At 42.3% G+C, this 18,650-nt stretch carries 20 protein-coding genes; 8 read left to right on the top strand and 12 right to left on the bottom strand.

Going from position 1 to position 18,650, the window contains the following annotated elements; genetic code table 11:
* Window positions 1–9: 9 nt before the first annotated feature.
* Complete coding sequence (locus FN815_RS13255; protein ID WP_142455129.1) at window positions 10–384, bottom strand: hypothetical protein; 375 nt, start codon at window positions 382–384, stop codon at window positions 10–12.
* A 311-nt stretch (window positions 385–695) separates the two neighbouring features.
* On the opposite strand from FN815_RS13255, the gene FN815_RS13250 reads away from it, so the two are divergent.
* The 4 genes from FN815_RS13250 (at window position 696) to nuoK (ending at window position 2,895) form a co-directional block, all read left to right on the top strand.
* Window positions 696–1,025 carry a hypothetical protein gene (locus FN815_RS13250; RefSeq protein ID WP_142455128.1) on the top strand — a complete coding sequence of 110 codons (330 nt, stop codon included), beginning with the start codon at window positions 696–698 and terminating at the stop codon, window positions 1,023–1,025.
* A gap of 601 nt (window positions 1,026–1,626) precedes the next feature.
* Window positions 1,627–1,791 (top strand): hypothetical protein, encoded by a 165-nt coding sequence (locus FN815_RS18940; protein ID WP_185957302.1) that lies wholly within the window; start codon window positions 1,627–1,629, stop codon window positions 1,789–1,791.
* A 280-nt stretch (window positions 1,792–2,071) separates the two neighbouring features.
* Window positions 2,072–2,590 (top strand): NADH-quinone oxidoreductase subunit J family protein, encoded by a 519-nt coding sequence (locus FN815_RS13245; RefSeq protein WP_142455127.1) that lies wholly within the window; start codon window positions 2,072–2,074, stop codon window positions 2,588–2,590.
* Between the two features lie 2 nt (window positions 2,591–2,592).
* Window positions 2,593–2,895, top strand: coding sequence for an NADH-quinone oxidoreductase subunit NuoK (gene nuoK / locus FN815_RS13240; RefSeq protein ID WP_142455126.1), 303 nt, complete (start codon window positions 2,593–2,595; stop codon window positions 2,893–2,895).
* Between the two features lie 630 nt (window positions 2,896–3,525).
* On the opposite strand, the gene FN815_RS13235 is transcribed toward nuoK, so the two are convergent.
* From FN815_RS13235 to FN815_RS13190, 10 genes are all read right to left on the bottom strand, one after another.
* Window positions 3,526–4,056 carry a hypothetical protein gene (locus tag FN815_RS13235; protein WP_142455125.1) on the bottom strand — a complete coding sequence of 177 codons (531 nt, stop codon included), beginning with the start codon at window positions 4,054–4,056 and terminating at the stop codon, window positions 3,526–3,528.
* Window positions 4,049–4,639, bottom strand: a complete 591-nt coding sequence (locus FN815_RS13230; protein WP_142455124.1) for a hypothetical protein — start codon at window positions 4,637–4,639, stop codon at window positions 4,049–4,051. Before FN815_RS13230 ends, FN815_RS13235 begins: the two co-directional genes overlap by 8 nt.
* A 72-nt stretch (window positions 4,640–4,711) precedes the next feature.
* Window positions 4,712–5,212 carry a DUF4402 domain-containing protein gene (locus FN815_RS13225; RefSeq protein ID WP_142455123.1) on the bottom strand — a complete coding sequence of 167 codons (501 nt, stop codon included), beginning with the start codon at window positions 5,210–5,212 and terminating at the stop codon, window positions 4,712–4,714.
* Window positions 5,213–5,388: 176 nt separating this feature from the next.
* Window positions 5,389–6,519 (bottom strand): hypothetical protein, encoded by a 1,131-nt coding sequence (locus FN815_RS13220; protein ID WP_142455122.1) that lies wholly within the window; start codon window positions 6,517–6,519, stop codon window positions 5,389–5,391.
* A 9-nt stretch (window positions 6,520–6,528) separates the two neighbouring features.
* Complete coding sequence (locus FN815_RS13215) at window positions 6,529–7,128, bottom strand: hypothetical protein (RefSeq protein WP_142455121.1); 600 nt, start codon at window positions 7,126–7,128, stop codon at window positions 6,529–6,531.
* A gap of 2 nt (window positions 7,129–7,130) precedes the next feature.
* Entirely contained in the window at window positions 7,131–7,667 is a 537-nt protein-coding gene (locus tag FN815_RS13210) for a hypothetical protein (RefSeq protein ID WP_142455120.1), read from the bottom strand.
* A 183-nt stretch (window positions 7,668–7,850) separates the two neighbouring features.
* Window positions 7,851–8,246 (bottom strand): hypothetical protein, encoded by a 396-nt coding sequence (locus FN815_RS13205; RefSeq protein ID WP_142455119.1) that lies wholly within the window; start codon window positions 8,244–8,246, stop codon window positions 7,851–7,853.
* Window positions 8,247–8,284: 38 nt separating this feature from the next.
* Complete coding sequence (locus FN815_RS13200) at window positions 8,285–9,625, bottom strand: DUF4900 domain-containing protein (RefSeq protein WP_142455118.1); 1,341 nt, start codon at window positions 9,623–9,625, stop codon at window positions 8,285–8,287.
* Window positions 9,626–9,649: 24 nt separating this feature from the next.
* Window positions 9,650–10,243: a hypothetical protein gene (locus FN815_RS13195; protein ID WP_142455117.1), complete on the bottom strand. Its 594-nt coding sequence runs from the start codon at window positions 10,241–10,243 to the stop codon at window positions 9,650–9,652.
* A 15-nt stretch (window positions 10,244–10,258) separates the two neighbouring features.
* Window positions 10,259–10,681 carry a hypothetical protein gene (locus FN815_RS13190; protein ID WP_142455116.1) on the bottom strand — a complete coding sequence of 141 codons (423 nt, stop codon included), beginning with the start codon at window positions 10,679–10,681 and terminating at the stop codon, window positions 10,259–10,261.
* A 394-nt stretch (window positions 10,682–11,075) separates the two neighbouring features.
* On the opposite strand from FN815_RS13190, the gene FN815_RS18935 reads away from it, so the two are divergent.
* The 3 genes from FN815_RS18935 (at window position 11,076) to FN815_RS13175 (ending at window position 16,677) form a co-directional block, all read left to right on the top strand.
* The gene (locus tag FN815_RS18935; protein ID WP_185957301.1) at window positions 11,076–13,163 is read left to right on the top strand and encodes a methyl-accepting chemotaxis protein; all 2,088 of its coding nucleotides are present in this window, start codon (window positions 11,076–11,078) and stop codon (window positions 13,161–13,163) included.
* 265 nt (window positions 13,164–13,428) lie between these two features.
* The gene (locus FN815_RS13180; protein WP_142455115.1) at window positions 13,429–15,120 is read left to right on the top strand and encodes a methyl-accepting chemotaxis protein; all 1,692 of its coding nucleotides are present in this window, start codon (window positions 13,429–13,431) and stop codon (window positions 15,118–15,120) included.
* A gap of 261 nt (window positions 15,121–15,381) precedes the next feature.
* Window positions 15,382–16,677 (top strand): sensor histidine kinase, encoded by a 1,296-nt coding sequence (locus FN815_RS13175; RefSeq protein ID WP_142455114.1) that lies wholly within the window; start codon window positions 15,382–15,384, stop codon window positions 16,675–16,677.
* Window positions 16,678–17,059: 382 nt separating this feature from the next.
* Here FN815_RS13175 and FN815_RS13170 read toward each other — a convergent pair whose 3' ends face one another.
* The gene (locus tag FN815_RS13170; protein ID WP_142455113.1) at window positions 17,060–18,007 is read right to left on the bottom strand and encodes an ATP-binding protein; all 948 of its coding nucleotides are present in this window, start codon (window positions 18,005–18,007) and stop codon (window positions 17,060–17,062) included.
* A 296-nt stretch (window positions 18,008–18,303) separates the two neighbouring features.
* Between FN815_RS13170 and FN815_RS13165 the strand changes: the two genes are divergently transcribed.
* Window positions 18,304–18,648, top strand: coding sequence for a flagellar basal body rod protein FlgB (locus FN815_RS13165; RefSeq protein WP_185957300.1), 345 nt, complete (start codon window positions 18,304–18,306; stop codon window positions 18,646–18,648).
* Window positions 18,649–18,650 lie beyond the last annotated feature (2 nt).

Genomic DNA, 18,650 nt, shown 5'->3' with positions numbered 1-18,650 from the left:
ACAAAATTTTTAGCCACCGTCCGACTCGTTGTACTTGGTCTTTGATTCGCCCTCGAACTCAGGATCATCCAAATAAACCTTCACAATAATGGGGGTCTCTCCAGAAATTTTAATAGGCGCTTCATCCGGGCTGGGCAAGGCTATTTTCAGAGGGGCCGCATACCATTCATCAGTCGGGGCTTCCTGGGGGCCTTCCACGTAAATATTGACGTTTACCGTATCGTTTTGCGGATCGTCTATAATTTGCGGGTTGTCATCGCTTTTCAAATAGTATCCAAGGGGCAGGGGTACCATCACCCAAAGGGTATAATCATTGCCGCTATTGGTTAATCGAATGTATGGTTTTAGCGGGGTAACGGAGTAGTCTATACTGTTACTTGACATAAGATAGATAGTTTAAAGTTAAGGATATTAATCCCTTAGCCAACGTAATCAAAGATAAGGGGAGTACAATATACCACAAAAGTGGTAGTGGCAAATATACTTTATAGTGATGTGAATGCAAATGCCGTGGTCTATATTCAGGTGTGTTGTAATAACGAGTACGATGATTGGAGAAATAAAAAGTATGGGGCCTTAAAACAGGTTCCATAAAGTCCTTCTGTATCGCCCATGTTGAACTCATGGGCGGTTCCTCGGGATTAAGGTGATATCCCAGTAACAAAAATCACCCTGTAAGTTTATTGTAAATAAAGATGAATACCTACATGCTGTTTACCGGAAATGCTGAAGCGGCCCAAAAAGAAATCAATTTGGTGCGCGGGGAGGTTGTTACTGAATTAACTTCCACGGTATTGATTGTAAATATGCCACTGTGGGTGGATGCCGAAGAGCTGGAGTATTCCACGCCCAACCGTCCTCAAGGCTTAGATCTTGTTTCTGATTTAATGGTGGAAGTGTGGTGCCGGAAAAATCCGGAGCAAATGAAAGATATGCTGGAGTACAAATGTGCGGGAGAAAGTATCACCCTGAGAGAGTTTCATAACAAAAAACAATTGGTAACCCAACGATGTGGTATTAGATAGTAGGATTTCATGAGTGACAGTGAGAGATAAAAAGTAGCAATGGGTTTTTTGGGGTACATTTTTTTAAAGTAAAAGAACATACTGAGTGTAAGCAGAATCGGGGTAAAGGAGGTAAAACGACGTTTGCCTAAATTACGATAATCGATATTTAGCTAAACCACCAATCGAGACAGGCAATGTCTTTCTTCTTTACTCCAAACTGCTTCTTTTATTAACATCTACTAGTTTATGGCTATTAATCGAACCTTGTGGAGGGGTAAAACCTAAACTTTAGTATTTCGAAAAAACTAATGGAGGCAGTCATTCTGAGGGTACTCCCGAAGAACCTTAGCCAGAAAATGATTACCAAGAGACCAAAGTTTGTACTCTAAGATTCACTGGAAAAACTCGTTAAGGAGTGGAGTGTTGAACCGCTGCAAGTGCAAGATCCTTCGCGGGTAGCCTCAGAATTGTAGAGGTTAGATAATTCGGTAACAAAAATTGGCTAGAAAGACCCTGAAAGGGTTAAATATGAATAGCCCAGGGTAAAACCGCCTAAGCGGGTGCAACCCTGGGTAGCTTGTCAGCAATAAAGAACCCGAGGCTTTTAGGATATTAAGTTATGAATGTTTGTCGAGGGTTGGGCAAATATTTGGCCTATTGGGGATTGGTTGCCAAAGCTTCGTTCACCGCCATCAACCTGTTCACATTCCGGGGCGAAGCTTGTTCTTCCTATCTCCGAAACCCCGGGTTGCGCCTGTTTGCTCCCCGCAAGCGGGTCCCCTGAACAAGCTTACCCGGGGCTATTGATGTTTGACCCTTTCAGGGTCTTCATAATGACTAAAAGTGTCTGCAGGTTATCTAACATCTACAGCGATGATTTGCTTAGTTTTTAATTCATTCTAACATCTATAAGAATTTTAAAAATCGAAAGGACGAAAGCCCCTCTATGGAGCAATACCTATGCAACAGAGGTAGAAAATTTAATAAATCATAAAAATAGCCCGTCCGGTTCTTGATGAGGGTGGCAAATATGGCTACCTTAAGCGCTCATCAAAAAGAATGATATGACAGTATATTTATTCATCATGTTAGCGGTATTGGCTTTGGGTTCGGCCCTTGCCATGGTTATCAATAAGAACACGGTAAACAGTGCGCTTTTCCTGGTACTTAATATGGTATCACTTGCCGGCATTTTTCTGCTGTTAAATGCGCAGTTTTTGGCCATCATACAAATTTTGGTGTATGCCGGGGCCATCATGGTACTGTTTCTTTTCGTGATCATGCTCTTGAATGTGGATGACGAAGAAAAGTTATTCGATAAATTCCGTTTTAAGTATTTCCTGGCGTTTGTTTTGGCCATAGCCGTGGTAGGACAGGTTTTTTACAGCCTGGCAGGTGTTGCCGATATGCTACCTGCTATCTCCGACCAAATGGTAGCTATTGGTACTGTTGAAGCGGTTGGTGATGTTTTGTTTACGGATTACCTGCTCGCCTTTGAAATGACAGCCATTCTGCTTACAGCCGCTGTTGTAGGCGCCCTGATGATAGCGCAACATAAAATCAAAAGAACCGACGAAATTTAATTATGGTAGGAATTGACTGGTATCTGGCACTGAGTGCTATTTTGTTTGCAATCGGTATTGTTGGGGTGTTGATTCGCCGCAACGCTATCGTGATTTTTATGTGCGTAGAGTTAATGCTGAACGCGGTGAACCTGTCGCTGATTTCTTTTGCAAGCCATCATGGCAATATCGACGGACAAATCCTGGTGTTTTTTGCCCTGGCGGTAGCTGCCGCTGAAGCGGTTGTGGGATTGGCTATTATCATTGCCATTTTCCGGAATAACCTCTCGGTGGATGTAGGTAAGATTAATCTGCTGCGCTGGTAATACTTCACAGCTTTTAACGAATTACAGACAAGCCCTTTATGCTTTTGCGTAAAGGGCTTTTTTATGTTGATTGGTTTTTTACTCATGGCATAGGGGGGCAGTAAAACCCTGAGCACTTCTTAACTGCTGATGTCATGGGGTCATTTTGAAACTACCATTGAAGAACCTTAGCCTTAAATGAGATTATCAACTGGCCAAAGTTAATGCAATAAGAGTCACTAGAAATAGTAGCTTAACCTGAGTTCGAGATAATATTTCAACTTTTATAGTAATTGTTCCGGCCTTCAGGCCGGTGAACAAAGACAAGAAAAAATAAAGCTTTGCCCCAATGGATGAATGACATGATATATTCTTCAAAGCTTGGGCTGTACGGCCTTTTACCATTCGTGCTGCCAACCCTCTACAAACGTATGGACTTTTATGCTATCAAAATTCGGGTTCTTTATACAAGAGGTTCGCTTTCACCGGCCTGAAGGCCGGAGCTATTTATTTCTCATCTCGAACTGACGTTAGCTTAGGAATTATGTGCGGATGCTCTGCAAAAATCAAGATCCTTCGCCGGTAGGCTCTGGATGACGAAATGATAGGTTGTTGTATGACGGAAATACTTGAGTCACAAACTAAGCAAGATCAGTCGTAATCCACAGTCAACACAATATCGCCCGTATATTCCCCATTGGGGATATTGCCGATATCGATGTAGCCATACACATAAATGTACATTTCCTTCCAGATATCGCTGGTAGAAGTAAGATTTGTAGTGTTCTCATGAATGGCAACCAGTCCGCCTTCGGATGGAAGGGGAGTAGATTCGGAAGGGCGGTTTAAACCACTATTGTTGTAGGAGATGCTTAATTCCATGGGAATCTCCTGATCAATTGCGGGATTCGAGTGTATCAATGCATCGGGAAAAGTAAGATTCAGGTAGACGTTTTGCGTGTAATAAGCCCGAATACTAAAGATGCCCATGTTTACATCGCCCAGCCCAATTTGTGAGCGCCCCGAATTGGTTATTTGCGTACCAAAATCGAGTTCTTGCTGTACTTCAGCACTTAACTCAGGTTCAACCCGAATTTGTAAGTTGACAAATTGAGCTTCGGCAGGAGTCCAGCATATCCCAACCAGTATCAAGAATAAAATATGTACGGCATATTTAATCATAGCTTACCGTTATGGTGATATTGGCAGAATAGGTACCTGCATCTACATTTCCAACGGTTACAGATCCGTAGAGATATAAATAGGCGGATTCATTGAAGGCTGCCGGGTTGTAGCCTTCGTAATCGGGGGTTGGGGGAGGGCCGGGCGGTCGGTTTCCCCTTGCTAAAATCGGGAAGAGGGCCGTGGTCATGTTTACGCCGGCATCGCTCATGATCACCGCATGGCCTATATTATTTTGACCGCGATTGGCATAGGCGCTTTCCAGATCAAAAGGGATACGGCAGTTACTGCTGCTACAGGTTGGATTACTGTCAATCACCAGGTACTCATCGGCGGTGATATCTACCAGCACATCCAGGTATTTCACTCCTTCAATTTCGAGCACTTTTGCACTGCTAAGTTCCACATTTACAGTGCCCTCATTTTGCACCAGGGTTCCAAAATTCAGGTCTTCAGCGGGATTAAGTTCGGTGATAGAGACCGCATATTTGTAGCTGTAATCACCAAAATCAATTTCCTGGGCGTGGCTCTGTACAGCTGCAAACACAAAATAGAAGAATAGAAGTAAACAATACGAAGCCATCCCACAAGGTTCCGTAGTTTTACGAAACCCAAAGAGTAATAAAAACCGGTGAAGGCAGGATGGCATCATAAACTATATATAATCAATTTCTATGGTGAAGTCTCCCTCATAGTTGCCGGGTGCTGCATTTTCCAGGTTGATTCGTCCTCCAATCCAGAAATAATACCGACCTTCGCTGTTAAATTGAACATTCTGATTTTCATTTTCCAGCAATTCGGAAGTCGATTGATCCTCTTCCGTATTCCCGGAAATCTCATACATAAAAGTGAGGGTATTATCCCCGTCAATTTGAGTGATTTCTCTTTCCGGGAGATAGCTTAATCTGAATTCCGCTTCCGGGGTACCAACAGCAATCATGTAACCGGCATTTAAATCGTTAACCGGGTTGATATAGAGCTCTTGCTGTCCGGGTTGTACATTTTGAAACTGCATAGAATTAACGGTGATTAACTCTATGGATTGAATGATATCTGCCGAGACCGATACTTCTGCTGAAATTTGATTTTGCTGCTGTCCCAACACAGGAACCTGCGACAGTAGAAGTAGTAAGGTAATTAGGCTGGTTAATCTCATATAGATGAAAAGTAATTTTAGGTCCTTAAAGTTCAGCCTTTAGGCACCGAATCCCGATTAATTTAAATTAGTTTTAGTAGGGTACCATCCGTTACACCTTCTGAAACCTAACGATATACTAATAATGGGGTGCAATCAAAATGATGGTAGCACGAAGATATGAAATTCGGATGAATTTATTCGTACGTACTCAAGCGTTTGTAACGGTTTTGCTTTAGCTCCTTAGCGGAAGCCACTTGCGCGTATTTCTCGGCGGTACAGTCGTATTGGATATGCAGGTTACCGGTAATATCTACTGAAATGTCATTACTGGTCTCCTCATCTTGTTTACCAATTAAGACGGAACCGTTAATGGTAGGAGTTCCTTTTCCATCCAGCGCGTAAGCATCTTCAAATACCACTAAACCGTTAAACGTAAAGTTTCCTGCAATATCCAGTTCTACCCCAGCTGAGTCGTAGCTTAATGAGCCATAGCTTCGCACCACTAAGATGCCATATCCCTCGGAAATACCGCCGGAAAGTTTGGTATCGTCTTCAATGAAAAATACACCCGGGTCATCCTGTGTACCCATTTCGCCTTTGTAGTTTGTGCCGCTTTCACTAATAACAACCGTTCCGGGGGAGTTACGCAGGCGGGCTATGAGTTCATCAACAGGGGCGTAAGAAAGTTCAGGGTCATACATCACATTAGCACTATCACTTTCCAGGTATTTGTCATCTACTTTAAAATCTACCTCATCTGCCGAATTCTGACTTATTGTGGCAATGGCCGGGCGATCTTCGCAATCACCGGGATTATGAGGGTTATTTCCGGAAATGGACGCACTACCGTTGGCAGAGATATCAAAGTCATCGGTGGCAAAAGAGAGGGCCGACCTGAATTCAGGAACGAAATGCATGGCGGATTTTATGTAGCTTGAGATCAGTGTCATCTCTTCCTTCTTGTCATTAGCCGGATTTCGATACCAGGATTTTGCATGAATCTGAATGGTATCGGCATTTAAGAAGGAAAATGGATAAGGCTGGGGAGAACTGGTACTATAGAGATTATAATACAGAGAAATGGAATCGCCGTCTATTTCTTCCACCCAGGGATTTGCAGCCGTAGGGCGCCAGGTACCGGAGCTTTCATTGATACGTTCCATAGCCAATTGGGCTGCGGTATAGGCCTTGTTACGAATCTGAACTTCGTTTGCAGAGGTAACAGAATTTTGTACGATGGCTTTACGCTGGCTCTGAACTCCCACTTGCATAATGCCCAGGGTTATGATGGCCCCGGCACTTAATATCAGCATTGCTCGTCCCATTTCTTCCTCCTAATTAGGCCTCAGGTTCACAGGCGAAAATCGCTTACTCCACAAGGTAGCCACATAATTTCCGCTGTCTGAGGGTTTATAATTCAATTCGTACTCACTTTGTAGTTCAATGAGCACCTCAATTTGTACAATATCTTCTAAATCGGATGAAGCAACCGGCATGGGCATAGAAGCTGTATCGCCATACGAGCTGTAATACCGAAAGCTAAAAGTGGTCACCCCAATTTCTAAGGTAGAAGTGGTGCCATCTACCGTGCGGGTTAATAGTCGCTTATTTGGATTCTGTGCATGTTCCGGGGTTATGTCAGGGTGATACTCCCAGGTTATGGTGCGGACAGTGCCGTCATTTTCCAGATCGCTAATAAAAGACAATTCGTGCTTTTTCGCAGTTAAGATTGGGTCCTCTAAAATCTTCTTCTGGGAAAAGCCAATTTTAGGAATATCACTGATGACCATTTGCGTGATGGCCTGTGAATGTGTTTGTTTAATATTGGTGGTGGTTACTTCCTGATTGCTAAAGCCTACGTTATAACTTACCGTAAGGATGGTAAGAGTCAGAAAACCGGCAATGATGTAACTTATGGTAAGGCCTACATTCATGGTTAATCTGCGTAATAGCTTCGGATGAAGCTAAAGTTATAATTGGTAGGTTCAGTATCCGCGCTGTTGTTCTTTTTTAGAAAACCGGATTTTATGTTAACTGTAATGCGTTTTAACGTTGATTTGCCAACAGCAGTACTGTAGGTGGCATAATCCAGGGTAGTAACATACTCTACATTAACAGAAAGCTCATAGTCAACACCGCCAAGAGTTAGTGTCTCCGTATGATTGTCAAAGTCATCAAAATCATTAAAACTATTGCGGCCGGTTTCTCCATCCGTACCTATGTCGGAAAAACCATCAGGGATGTTAACCGGGACAATACTGTTGCCGCCGGTGTCATACCGGGTTTTTTCGTCAAATGCATGGGCCCGGGCTTCCTCAATTATATTTTGGGCATAGGCCACCACTTGCGACTCCAGCTGTCCTTCAACCATGCTTACATTATTTACCTGTATTACACGGTTGGCATTTAAGGCCATAGTGGAGACGATGATCATGGCAAACATCACATATAAAACTTCCGAATAGCCTGACATAGCACCTCTGGTTCTTATTGACTATCTAAAATATTAAAAAATCTTAATAAAATCTTTATTTGGATAAATACCCCTGGCAGAGATTAAGACTGCGAAAAATGTAGTTTCCTTTATACTGATTTAATTGGGCTTAAAAAAGAGTTTTGGCTACGTTTTAAGGTTGAAAAGAAGAGTTTAAAGAAACTACCAGGCAAAACTATTGAAGTAAATTGCGTCTAATTCTGTTTCTCCCTTCTGGAGATTGATAGATCTCGGATTACTTTCCCGGAGTTCCCCTTCGTCGGTTCGCAATACATAATTATATCGTAGGTTTTTGCCATTATAATTGCGAGAAAAGCGTATCTCAACCGTATAAATACTATCAATCGGAGCTTTATCAACAAGTTGAAGGGTTTTATTCATTCCAAGAGGGTAGAGGTTACCATATATTTCAATTTTGTCCTGTCCGGGAATAAACACACTATCTTCCAGTTGTGGCTTCAAATTTACGTTAAAAGTGATGTTTGACTGTGCCAGAACAGAACAGTTAAACAGTACAAAAAAGAATAAAAAAGACAGAAAAATTTTAGGGATTGGCATTTAGACTAATAATTAGTGGAAATTATTTTGTTAGGTGATTAATTCGTTCGGTCACGCCAATAAACAACGGAAAACCATTTTTCGCGGGGATAACTTGGGGGAATCATACTTAGAAGGCGTCTGTCATACACATAGTTTTTAGTGTATCCGCTGCCGTTGGTTAATCCCACAGGGCCACGCACTTTTTGTATGATACCCCCTAAAACATTCAGGGTGCCTCGGGAGCGGTTGTCGTTGTAGTTTTCCACCGTAAAAGAATCACCTAAAGCCATTATGGCCGCATGAATATGAATATCATAGCTTCCGTTATCGCGATGAGCTTCGCTATCTACTGTTACATCTTCTTCACTCACTAATCCTAATAAGCCAAGGTAATAATTAGATTCGGGGTCATGCGGATCGGCACTAGGGTCGGCGTCCGGATTGACATAATACATGAGGTCGCCTGTGATGTTTACATCACCGGATGAATGCAGAGTTACTTCTCCTTTAACAGTACCCTTAACGTCTACATTACCGTCAACACTTATCAAACCATTATAATCTGAAATCTTATAATCTTCTTCTGTAGTTCTCTGTTCCCAATAGTTATGCCAGGAATGACTACATCTAACCCATCCTGTTTGCTCTGCTTTCACGTAACCAACGCCATTAGTTCCTTCATTTTCATTAACAAAAAATTCCAGTTCAACATCATCATCAAATGTCAAACCAGATGAGTGTGCTGCACTTTCAAGCACATCTATTTGGGAAGCATCCGGAAGTTCTTTGGTAGGGGCGTTAAAGTCGGTCTGGTCATTAAACTGTGGGTTAGTAGAACTATTAAGCCGGTTCCACATATTGGGACTGGTAACGGGACCATTAAAAATTGGGGAATCCCGAATACTGAATGTTCCATTGGTGTGCACCGGACCGGTAATGGCATCGTTGCCGCCAAACCAGATTGTTTGACCGTTTGGCATGCTTTCGGCATCGGTGAAGTAGGAATATTTGGAGAAAGAATCTCTTTGAAGCAGAACCTCTGTTTCTAAAGTAGTTCCTTCATAATTTACCTCGCTAAACAAAAGCACCTTATATTCATCCCAGGTACCGGCGTTTATACTATCTGGATAACTGTTGGAGTTTTCATCATACACTTCTACCGATACCTCGGCATCCATATAGTTATCAAAATCAAAGCCTCCAACCCAATCCTGGTTTTCCCGAATCTGTTCAATGGTCAGGTCAATGATGCTGGCTGCAATATTTTTTGCTTGCTGATCGGTATAGTATTCTGCCGTCCGCTCAGGAATGATCTTTTGTCTTTCCGTGATGGAAAGCTGAACAATTCCAAACAGAATCATCATACCGCCGGACAGAAATAAAAGTGCTCGTCCCATAAGTGATTCTCCGTACTAGCCTAATTAAAATTGAAGATTTGGGGGATAAAAAGATTTGGAATACACCAGCTGCTCATAAACATTTTCCCCACTCGCATTTTGCATAACAGGAACTTCGGATTCCATGATAAACTCGATCTTGATTTGCCGTACAAGATTTTGATCTGCCGGCAGGTTAGCTACCTCTGTTCCAGAATGGTTTAGATAAGAAACCTTGAAATGCGTAACGGCAAACACTTCTTTATTGGCACCGGAGGCAGGGGGCACATTATCCTGCCGGGTAAGTTCGAAATCATTGGGATTGCTTGATGCACTGTATTCCTTAGTATCATTAAAATCCCAGGTTACGACACTAAATGGACGGTCGTCACCGAAAAAGGTATCTGATCTAAAGCGTATGGTCTTTTCCTGAAGAGTAATGAATGGCTGGGTACCACCGGGCAGGTCCTGTCCAATTTTTCTAATATCATTTTCAAGTAAATCGGTAAGGGTCTCAAAACGCTGCTTGGTGGTGATATCCAGTGTAGAAGAATTTCCGAATTGTGAAACCTGGATATTCAGGGTAATAATGGAAATAAGTAAAAGGCCACCCACTATAAAACTTGTCGCAATATTCATATTCATAAGGCCTCCCTATTCGATATAGCTTTTAATGTATTCCATTTCAATAACCTGATTATCAGGAAGGTATTCGTTGGTCACCATGACTTCAATTCGTTTATTAACAGCATTTGAGCCCGGAACGCTTACATCGGTAATGGTCAAGTCAACGGTAAAATCCAAAGAATTATTCTGACCGGGGCCAAATTCACGAGTGATGGTTTGGGGATAATCATTGCAGATACAATCCTGGTTGCCATTCGTTATTCTGTCCGGATCTGAGATCCAGCGAACTTCTTCAATAATATCCTGGGCCAGCGCTACGCCATTGTATTCAATTTCATTTTGATACTGAAATTGTTCGTTGATTCTGAAAAAATGAGAGACATTCAATGAGAGCATTGAAAAAATTATCATCGCTCCCATAAGGTAAATAATGTCTGAATAATCATTCATAAGCTTCTTCTAGTGTGGAACGCTGTAGTATACAAGAGTAAAGAGTAAGTAAAATGTTACAGAATTTTAATAGTTCTTAAAGAAGTAAACATATCCTAAATCAGTAAGACAAATAATATCAGTAAAAAACCGGTCAACTATCTGGTTGCCAGATTTCAGTTGTTCAGGTAGAGAAATGTCCCAGAATTAAGACCAGGTATGTAGGTAGCTATCTATGAATCTGCGACAAAGGCGGGATATTTTTAGAAAAAAAGTGCCTTAAGGTTTCAGAAATTAATCCGATAAAAGTCAGACAAGGTGTATGATACCCTAAAACTATAATGATGCGGCAGGTGTAAGCGGTTTTCCTGTACCCATCACAATAAATACGAGAAAAGAAATAACGTCAAAAGTTATGGCAGACTTAAAAAATAAATTATCTGGAGTTCAACAATCATTTCGGACAGGCAAGGGGAAATGGACCATTAATAAGCAAATTGCGGCTATTGCTCTTGGGGGCGGTTTCGTTACCCTGTTGCTTGGCGTGGTAGCCTATTTCGCACTTTTTTCTATTGAAGGATATACCAACCGGTTGGTAGAAGCTTACTTGCCGGAATGGGATGTGGCTTCTACAGTAGAAACGGAAACCTGGGAGGTGGGCTATAATATGGCAATGTACAGTCTCACCAATGAGGATAAATTTTATAACCAGGCCCAGGTTAACTTTGCAAATGCCGATTCTGCCATTCAGGAAGCCCGGGAATTATCTGAAGCTCAAAATTTAGCTGAACTGAATAGTCGAATTGGAGGGCTGGAAGAAGCATTTAAGGGATACCGGGAGTCAGTAGAAATTTATTATGAAGCAACGAACTCTCTACTACGGTACCGTTCGCAAGTAGATGGTAATGCCGGTGAATTTCTTTCTATTGTGGATGAATACCATGCAGCTGCAAGAAATAGTTTGAACTCTTTGGCTGGTGGTAACAACCAGCAACAGGTAGCGCTTATAAACAGTCAGATTGCCAAAATAGATGATCTTACCCGAACTTTTAACAGTTCTATCAAAACCCTCTGGAAGGCGGAGGCAACAAACGATGCAGGTACTTTCGCCGAATTAGATGAACAGCTGAAAGCCGTGCGCTCTGATTTTGGGGACATTACCCAGGAAGTAACCGATCCGGAACAGCAAATGTACCTGAGCATGGCTCTGGGAATTTTAAATGACAATATTGCTTCTATTAATGAAATGGTAGATGCCCGTAAAGTAGTGTCTGAACAGGAAGAAATTCGTATTGCTACTTATGATGAAATCATTGGTAATGCTGTAGCTCTTTCTGAAGTAGCTACCAACCTCTCTTTTGAGCAAGGCGATAATACGCTTGCAACGGTAAGCCAGTATTCATGGATTATCGGTATAGGTATATTGGTAGCTGTAGGTGGCGCTCTGCTGTTGGGCTTATTGGTTGGACGTAATATCAGCGGTGCCCTCAAAAACCTGATAGCCCGACTTACAAGCGGTGCCGATCAGGTGAACGCTTCCTCACGTCAGCTTTCGGGGGCCAGCCAGGAATTGGCAGAAAGTTCCAGCGAACAGGCCGCAAGTTTGCAGCAGACTACTTCATCGCTTGAAGAAATCTCTTCGCAAACCAAGCAAACAGCAAACAATGCTTCTGAAGCAGAACTGGCCATGAAAGAAGCAGAGCCTATGATCAAAAAGGGTGTAGAAGCCATGGAGCGTATGAATAAGGCGATGGAGGAGATTAAGAATTCTTCTCTTGAAACCTCTAAGATTATTAAGACTATTGATGACATCGCATTCCAGACCAACCTGCTGGCATTGAATGCGGCTGTTGAGGCAGCCCGGGCTGGAGAAGCAGGTAAAGGATTTGCTGTAGTGGCAGAGGAAGTACGAAATCTTGCACAGCGGAGTGCGGAAGCTGCCAAGAATACCTCAGAACTTATCGAAAGCTCGCAGGGTAGTTCTGAACGCGGAGCAGCCGTTGCCAGCGAGGTAGCTGAGAATCTGCATCAGATTGAAACAAGCGTGAACAACGTAAGTACCCTGGTGGTCGAAATTTCAGCCGCGGCTAAAGAGCAGGAAACCGGTATTGAAGAAATGAACTCGGTGATGCATGAAATGGATCGTGTGGTGCAGGAAAATGCATCCAGCTCTGAGGAGTCGGCCAGTGCCGCTGAAGAACTCTCGTCGCAAGCTGCAGAGATGAATACTATTGTGGAAGAACTGATGGGCTTAGTAGGTAACATTGATGTTCAAGAGTATGACTCATCAGGCGCTTTCTATGAAGAAGATGAGTATTACGGTGAATATTTCCAGGATGAGTCACCGGCAGCACCATCTGGACCAGCCTATGAAGAGCCGGAAGAGGAGTCTTTTTCCGTAGCTAAAGAATCATCCAACGGGCATAATACAAATGGAAAGAAAAAGGAAAGTGCCCGCGACCTGATTCCATTCGATGAAGATGAAGACTTCAGCGACTTTTAAATAAAATTCAAAACGAATTGTACCAAGCCTCGCAGTATGTAATATGTTGCGGGGCTTGGTTTTAGGGTACCCTGGATAAAAGATTTAAGTAATGGGCACGATTACCGATAAAGAAGGAAAGTACAAAACCATTTGATTGAAATAAGTCCGTAGAGGAAGATTTCAAAACGATGTGTACGTGTTTACAGGATAAGATGATATATAAGCTACATCCCGTAAAAAAAGTTAGGTAAAGTGGAATACAAACATCGAAAACATCAAAAAAATGTCTATTAAAGATCAAATACTAAGTAAGATTAGTGCGGGCAGTGCGTCGGTTGGCAATGATAAGCAGACCATAGGACAGCGCATACTCACATTAACTGTGATAGCCTCTGCGATAACACTTTTGGTAGGAGTGATAGCAATATTTTCCTTCACCAAAGTTGATAAGAATGCAACACTCATTGCTGATATTTATCTCTCAGAATGGGGGTCGGCAGCAGCTCTTGAGCAAGCAGTACGTAAAGCGGGTTATGAACACCTTCAGTACACCGCTTCAGGTAATGAAGAATACATGCAGACGGCATTATCCCGTTTTGAAAAGATTGAGGGTGAGTACCAAGAATTAGTGGAATATACCGAACAACACGAATTACCTGAATTAGAGGCTGTAATAGGAGACTTGAAAGCGAGTATTACCTCCTATAAAGAAAATTTGAATACTTATTACAAAGCAGCTGAAGAGCTCGGAAATCTTACAGATTCAGAGCAGCTAAATGTTGTGAGTAGAAAAATGCAGGAAGCCAAAGTTATTGCTGATGAAGAGTATGATAACTTATTGGCCAATACCATTCTGGTAAATGAAGCGGCTGAGAACGGAGCACGTGATTTGGCGGAAGAGACAAAAGAAACAGCAAGTTTCAATGTATGGTTGATTAGTATAGCTTCACTTATTGCGATTTCTCTGGCTCTTGTATTTGGTCTTGTTACCAGAAAGAAAATTGGCGACAGCCTGAGATCGGTTATTGAAATGCTGAACAATGCAAGCGATCAGGTACATGCTGCTTCCACAGAAGTCTCTTCTTCCAGCCAGTCGCTGGCAGAAACAACCAGCCAGCAAGCGGCAAACCTGCAGGAAACTACTTCTTCGCTTGAAGAAATGTCATCTCAGATCAAGCACTCTGCGGATAACTCAAGCCAGGCTGAAGTGGCCATGAAAGAGTCTAAGCCATTGGTTGAGAATGGAGTGGAAGCCATGAGACGTATGACTACCGCTATGGAAGAAATCAAGGATTCCTCTCTGGAGACTTCCAAGATTATTAAAACCATTGATGATATCGCGTTCCAGACCAATCTGTTGGCATTGAATGCTGCCGTTGAGGCCGCACGTGCCGGTGAAGCAGGGAAAGGATTTGCAGTAGTAGCCGAGGAAGTTAGAAACCTGGCTCAGCGTAGTGCCGAAGCCGCTGCTAATACTTCTGAATTGATTCAACGTTCGCAAGAAAGTTCCGAGCGGGGAGCCAGCGTTGCAGAAGAAGTATCTGAAAACCTGCAGAAAATTGAGCAGAGTATCGGAAACGTTAGCACCCTGGTGGTTGAGATTTCAGCTGCTTCTAAAGAGCAAGCTACCGGAATTGAGCAACTGAATTCTGTGATGAATGAAATTGATGATGTGGTTCAAGCTAATGCTTCGTCTGCCGAAGAATCAGCCAGTGCTGCTGAAGAGTTATCATCTCAGGCATCTGAAATGAAGAATATTGTGGGACGATTAATTGCATTGATCGAGAAAAATCAACAAAACAACGTTCAACTAAGCAGACCGGTTAGCCGGCCTCAAAGTAACGGCCATCTGTCGTCTCCTGATAATTATTATTCTGGAAACGGAAATGGAAATGGGAACGGAAAAAACGGCCACAGTAAGAATGGTGTCAATGGCCATAGTAATGGTCACCCCGAAGAGTTCTTCTTCAATTAATTTTTAAGAAATAAGAATACCGGGAGATGGCTTGGCCTCAGGTCCTGCACATCTCCTTCGGTATCAAAGATATTGAATAGGTGAAACACTCTGAGCTTCGGCTGGTGTTTCACCCATTCTATTTTGTGAAAGCGTAGATATAACCTGCACTTAATGACGATAACCTGCAGTTCAGCAAAAGTCTTAAAAAGGCATGTGCTGAGAAAGAAATAGATTCACTCGAGAAACTTTAAATGGGAGCCATTGCTCGGAGTTGTATAAGTGGAAAAACCAAAGCCTCAAAAAAAATCTTTCGACAACGAAAAGAATACCGGAAACGATTCTAAAGAGGTTAAGAATGCCGGCTCCTCATCCAACAAGCTTAAAGAAATACTGTCTGAGGGCATTGCTACCGACAAGCTGATACGTTGGGCCAGCGCCCATTCAGGTAAGCCCCCAAAAAAGGAAGGTTTCCCAAACAGTATGTTCAATGCCTCTTCACTTCCCGCTACCGAAGAGGACCAAAAGGGACTACGAAATCACGAAAAATTAGAGAAAGCCTTAGAGTTTAGCCCGTCTATGGTGCTTATACTTGACCGCTGGGGAAACATTGAATACGGAAATCCGAGCTTTCTGGAAGTTACAGGATACAACCAGTATGAAATAAAAGGAAAAGAAGCGGTCTTTCTGACTTCAGGTATGTCACTAACGCCCCAGATACGGGAATTGAAAAATGCCATAGAGAAAGGGCTGCGCTGGAAAGGAGAACTTCACCAGGTTAAAAAGTGCGGGGATCCCTATTTCTTTTCAGGAAAGCTGGATCCGTTGGAAAATGATTATGGTTTCATCACCGGATTTATTTTGACGGGGCAAGATGTAACCTCTTTCCGGGATACCGAGGAAAAGCTTGAAAAAGCCATCAAAGAAAAAAATATAGTGCTGGCTGAGCTTCATCACCGGGTTAAAAATAACCTGGCTATTGTATCCGGTTTAATGCAACTGCAGGCTTTCAATGAAGAAAATGAATACGTGCAGGGCAGGTTGTTTGCAAGCGCGGGAAGAATTAAATCTCTTGCCTCTATGCATGAGGTACTTTATGAATCGGAGAGCCTTCAAAAAATAGAAATCGCTCCTATTATGAATAAAATTATTCATACAGTACGTGAGTACTATAAGGGTGATCAGCTAAATATTGAAATTGTGCCCCGAATCGAGCCTGTTGAACTTAATGTGAACCAAGCCCATCCTTGTTCATTAATTTTGAATGAAATTATTAGCAATGCCTTCAAACATGCTTTTGAGCAACAAAAGGAGGGCTTAATTGAAATCCGCGTTTTTGAAAGAGATAACACAGTGCATATAAGTATCACTGACGATGGCAAAGGCTTTGCGGATAATTACAAGAATATGGCTTCACAAAAACATACAACCGGTTATGAATTGCTGAATTCATTGGTCAACCAGTTAGGAGGGAGTTACTCCTATTGCTCAAAAGACGGTAAGACACGCTTTATGCTGCAATTTGAAAAGGAAGACACCAACGGTGCGCAAAATGCGAACCTGAAGGATTGGTGGTAGTCTATACTTTTAACTAAAGGTTAATGACCATAACAATGCGTGGGCGTTAAATAACACTGTCGATTATTCTATTCACAATGTGAAAAGATCCTGCCAGGCCTGCACATACTACCGGTAAACTTATCAAACACATTCAGGCTTTTCTCAGTAACCAAAAATTTACTTTTTTAATTTTAACGTCAGTTCGATGTAGAACTCGTCATTGTTGTAGATGTCAGATAATTCGTCGATAAAATATAATAAGTTGGTCCCGTTCGGGGACGGGAAAAATTATCCTCGAATTACGTAACATATACAGCAATGACCGACCTATTTTATGTCAAACTTATCTCGAACCAACGTAAATTTTAGCCACACTCTTTAGCGAGGCACTTTTTTCCTTTCAGGCCACTGGAAATTTTAGCTGTGCGACGACCGTTTTTTCCTCTGTACTCTCTTCAAAGAAAATAGTACCCCCCAGTTGCCGGGCATATAGCAAGGCCATGGTTAACCCAATACCCAAATTATTGGCTTTGGTGGTTACAAAAGGGTAGAACACATGATCACGAATATCTTGATCTATACCATTCTTTAAAGTATTCTTAATGGTGATTCTTCCCCCAAGATCTTCAGAAACGGTTAGCTCAATATTCTGGTCTGAAGAATGCTCGAGAGCATTGGTGAGCAGCAAGCTCAAAATCCGACGTGTGACGACAGGGAGACTGTCGAGCGTGAAATCAGGTAATGATCCCTGCACGCTAATGCGTTTACGGTTCTCTTCATCAACTAACAGGAGAGCCTCATCCACTACTTCTTTTATATTAGTAGTGGTGAATTCTTCTTTCTTTTGAACGGGTTGGATATTATAAAGGACCTCCAGCTCGTCCATTAAATCATAAATGTGGGTTAAGCCTTTATTAATAGACTTAAAGCGCTTGTTGAGATTTTGATTCTCGTTTTCATCCTCCAGCATGTCCAGGTACCCATTGATGCCAGTGAGCGGAGAACGCAGACGATGCAACATAACAGCTATCATTTTTTTCCAGCTATCCAGGGTTGCTGTATCAGGAAGGTTAGTGGGTTTTTCTAACTCAAGCAGATAATATTGCCGGTTCGTGGTATCAATTTCCTTTTCGCTAAGCGTATACCAGGCCTGATCAAATTGCGTATAGGTAGCCTTTTCCAGTGGGCTGGTAATTAATTGCAGGTACTTTTCTACTCTCTTTCCTACCGGTGAGGCTTTAGAACGGGATTCCACAAAGTTATTGGCATAATGTATGCGATGGGTATTTCCATCAATTATGAAGATAGGGTAGGGGTAATCCGCAATAAAAGTTTTTAGCTCATCCATCAATCATAGTCCTAACAGTTCTTTATAGTAAGTATCAGGGTGCTCAATTACATATTAAAAATAATTTATTGGTCAGGCACCGCTGAAAAGGTTATCAGCAGATGGGGTCTATTCTTAAGTAAAACATCAAAAGCCGGGTAGACGGAAAATTTTGCCTCATGGCGGTCATTTATACTCTTTGAGGGGTGGGGTGTTTCCTTAAATAAATAGTTTTTTAGGTGAATAAGGCTTTTCTGTGGCTGTGGCACACCAATTGCATTTGGATGTGTGAACTTAAACCAGACTTAAACAGATCAATGAAGTTTATTGATAGTAATCACAGCCAAATGTTGGGCCAGGCGATGAATGCATACGCTCTGAGACAACGAATAACGGCAACCAACATTGCCAACGCCGATACGCCCGGCTATAAAAGGCATCAAGTTCAGTTTGAAAGTGAACTGCAAAAAGCTCAAGAGACCAACGGCGTAGCCGGTATGAAAAATGTAACCGGCGCTATAGAGGAAACAAATGAAAATGTATTGCTTGAGGACGAAATGATCGAGATGACAGATACACAGATCAGGGTACAACTGGTTACCCGTTCTCTGCGCCATCATTTCCAGATGCTCCGATTCGGAATCACAGGCGTTAACCGATAAAT

It is taken from the genome of Gracilimonas mengyeensis (assembly GCF_900182705.1).
GTDB classification, from domain to species: Bacteria; Bacteroidota; Rhodothermia; order Balneolales; family Balneolaceae; genus Gracilimonas; species Gracilimonas mengyeensis.
The sequence above is the reverse complement of the archived record's forward strand: the minus strand, read 5'-3'. Positions and strand labels throughout refer to the sequence as shown.

Coding starts and splice junctions, on each gene's coding strand:
- FN815_RS13170 (WP_142455113.1), bottom strand. CDS start 18,007: ATGGATGAGCTAAAAACTTTTATTGCGGATTACCCCTACCCTATCTTC.
- FN815_RS13200 (WP_142455118.1), bottom strand. CDS start 9,625: ATGGGACGAGCACTTTTATTTCTGTCCGGCGGTATGATGATTCTGTTT.
- FN815_RS13235 (WP_142455125.1), bottom strand. CDS start 4,056: ATGATTAAATATGCCGTACATATTTTATTCTTGATACTGGTTGGGATA.
- FN815_RS13210 (WP_142455120.1), bottom strand. CDS start 7,667: ATGTCAGGCTATTCGGAAGTTTTATATGTGATGTTTGCCATGATCATC.
- FN815_RS13190 (WP_142455116.1), bottom strand. CDS start 10,681: ATGAATGATTATTCAGACATTATTTACCTTATGGGAGCGATGATAATT.
- FN815_RS13230 (WP_142455124.1), bottom strand. CDS start 4,639: ATGGCTTCGTATTGTTTACTTCTATTCTTCTATTTTGTGTTTGCAGCT.
- FN815_RS13165 (WP_185957300.1), top strand. CDS start 18,304: ATGAAGTTTATTGATAGTAATCACAGCCAAATGTTGGGCCAGGCGATG.
- FN815_RS13220 (WP_142455122.1), bottom strand. CDS start 6,519: ATGGGACGAGCAATGCTGATATTAAGTGCCGGGGCCATCATAACCCTG.
- FN815_RS18940 (WP_185957302.1), top strand. CDS start 1,627: ATGAATGTTTGTCGAGGGTTGGGCAAATATTTGGCCTATTGGGGATTG.
- nuoK (WP_142455126.1), top strand. CDS start 2,593: ATGGTAGGAATTGACTGGTATCTGGCACTGAGTGCTATTTTGTTTGCA.
- FN815_RS13195 (WP_142455117.1), bottom strand. CDS start 10,243: ATGAATATTGCGACAAGTTTTATAGTGGGTGGCCTTTTACTTATTTCC.
- FN815_RS13180 (WP_142455115.1), top strand. CDS start 13,429: ATGTCTATTAAAGATCAAATACTAAGTAAGATTAGTGCGGGCAGTGCG.
- FN815_RS13255 (WP_142455129.1), bottom strand. CDS start 384: ATGTCAAGTAACAGTATAGACTACTCCGTTACCCCGCTAAAACCATAC.
- FN815_RS18935 (WP_185957301.1), top strand. CDS start 11,076: ATGGCAGACTTAAAAAATAAATTATCTGGAGTTCAACAATCATTTCGG.
- FN815_RS13225 (WP_142455123.1), bottom strand. CDS start 5,212: ATGAGATTAACCAGCCTAATTACCTTACTACTTCTACTGTCGCAGGTT.
- FN815_RS13205 (WP_142455119.1), bottom strand. CDS start 8,246: ATGCCAATCCCTAAAATTTTTCTGTCTTTTTTATTCTTTTTTGTACTG.
- FN815_RS13245 (WP_142455127.1), top strand. CDS start 2,072: ATGACAGTATATTTATTCATCATGTTAGCGGTATTGGCTTTGGGTTCG.
- FN815_RS13250 (WP_142455128.1), top strand. CDS start 696: ATGAATACCTACATGCTGTTTACCGGAAATGCTGAAGCGGCCCAAAAA.
- FN815_RS13215 (WP_142455121.1), bottom strand. CDS start 7,128: ATGAATGTAGGCCTTACCATAAGTTACATCATTGCCGGTTTTCTGACT.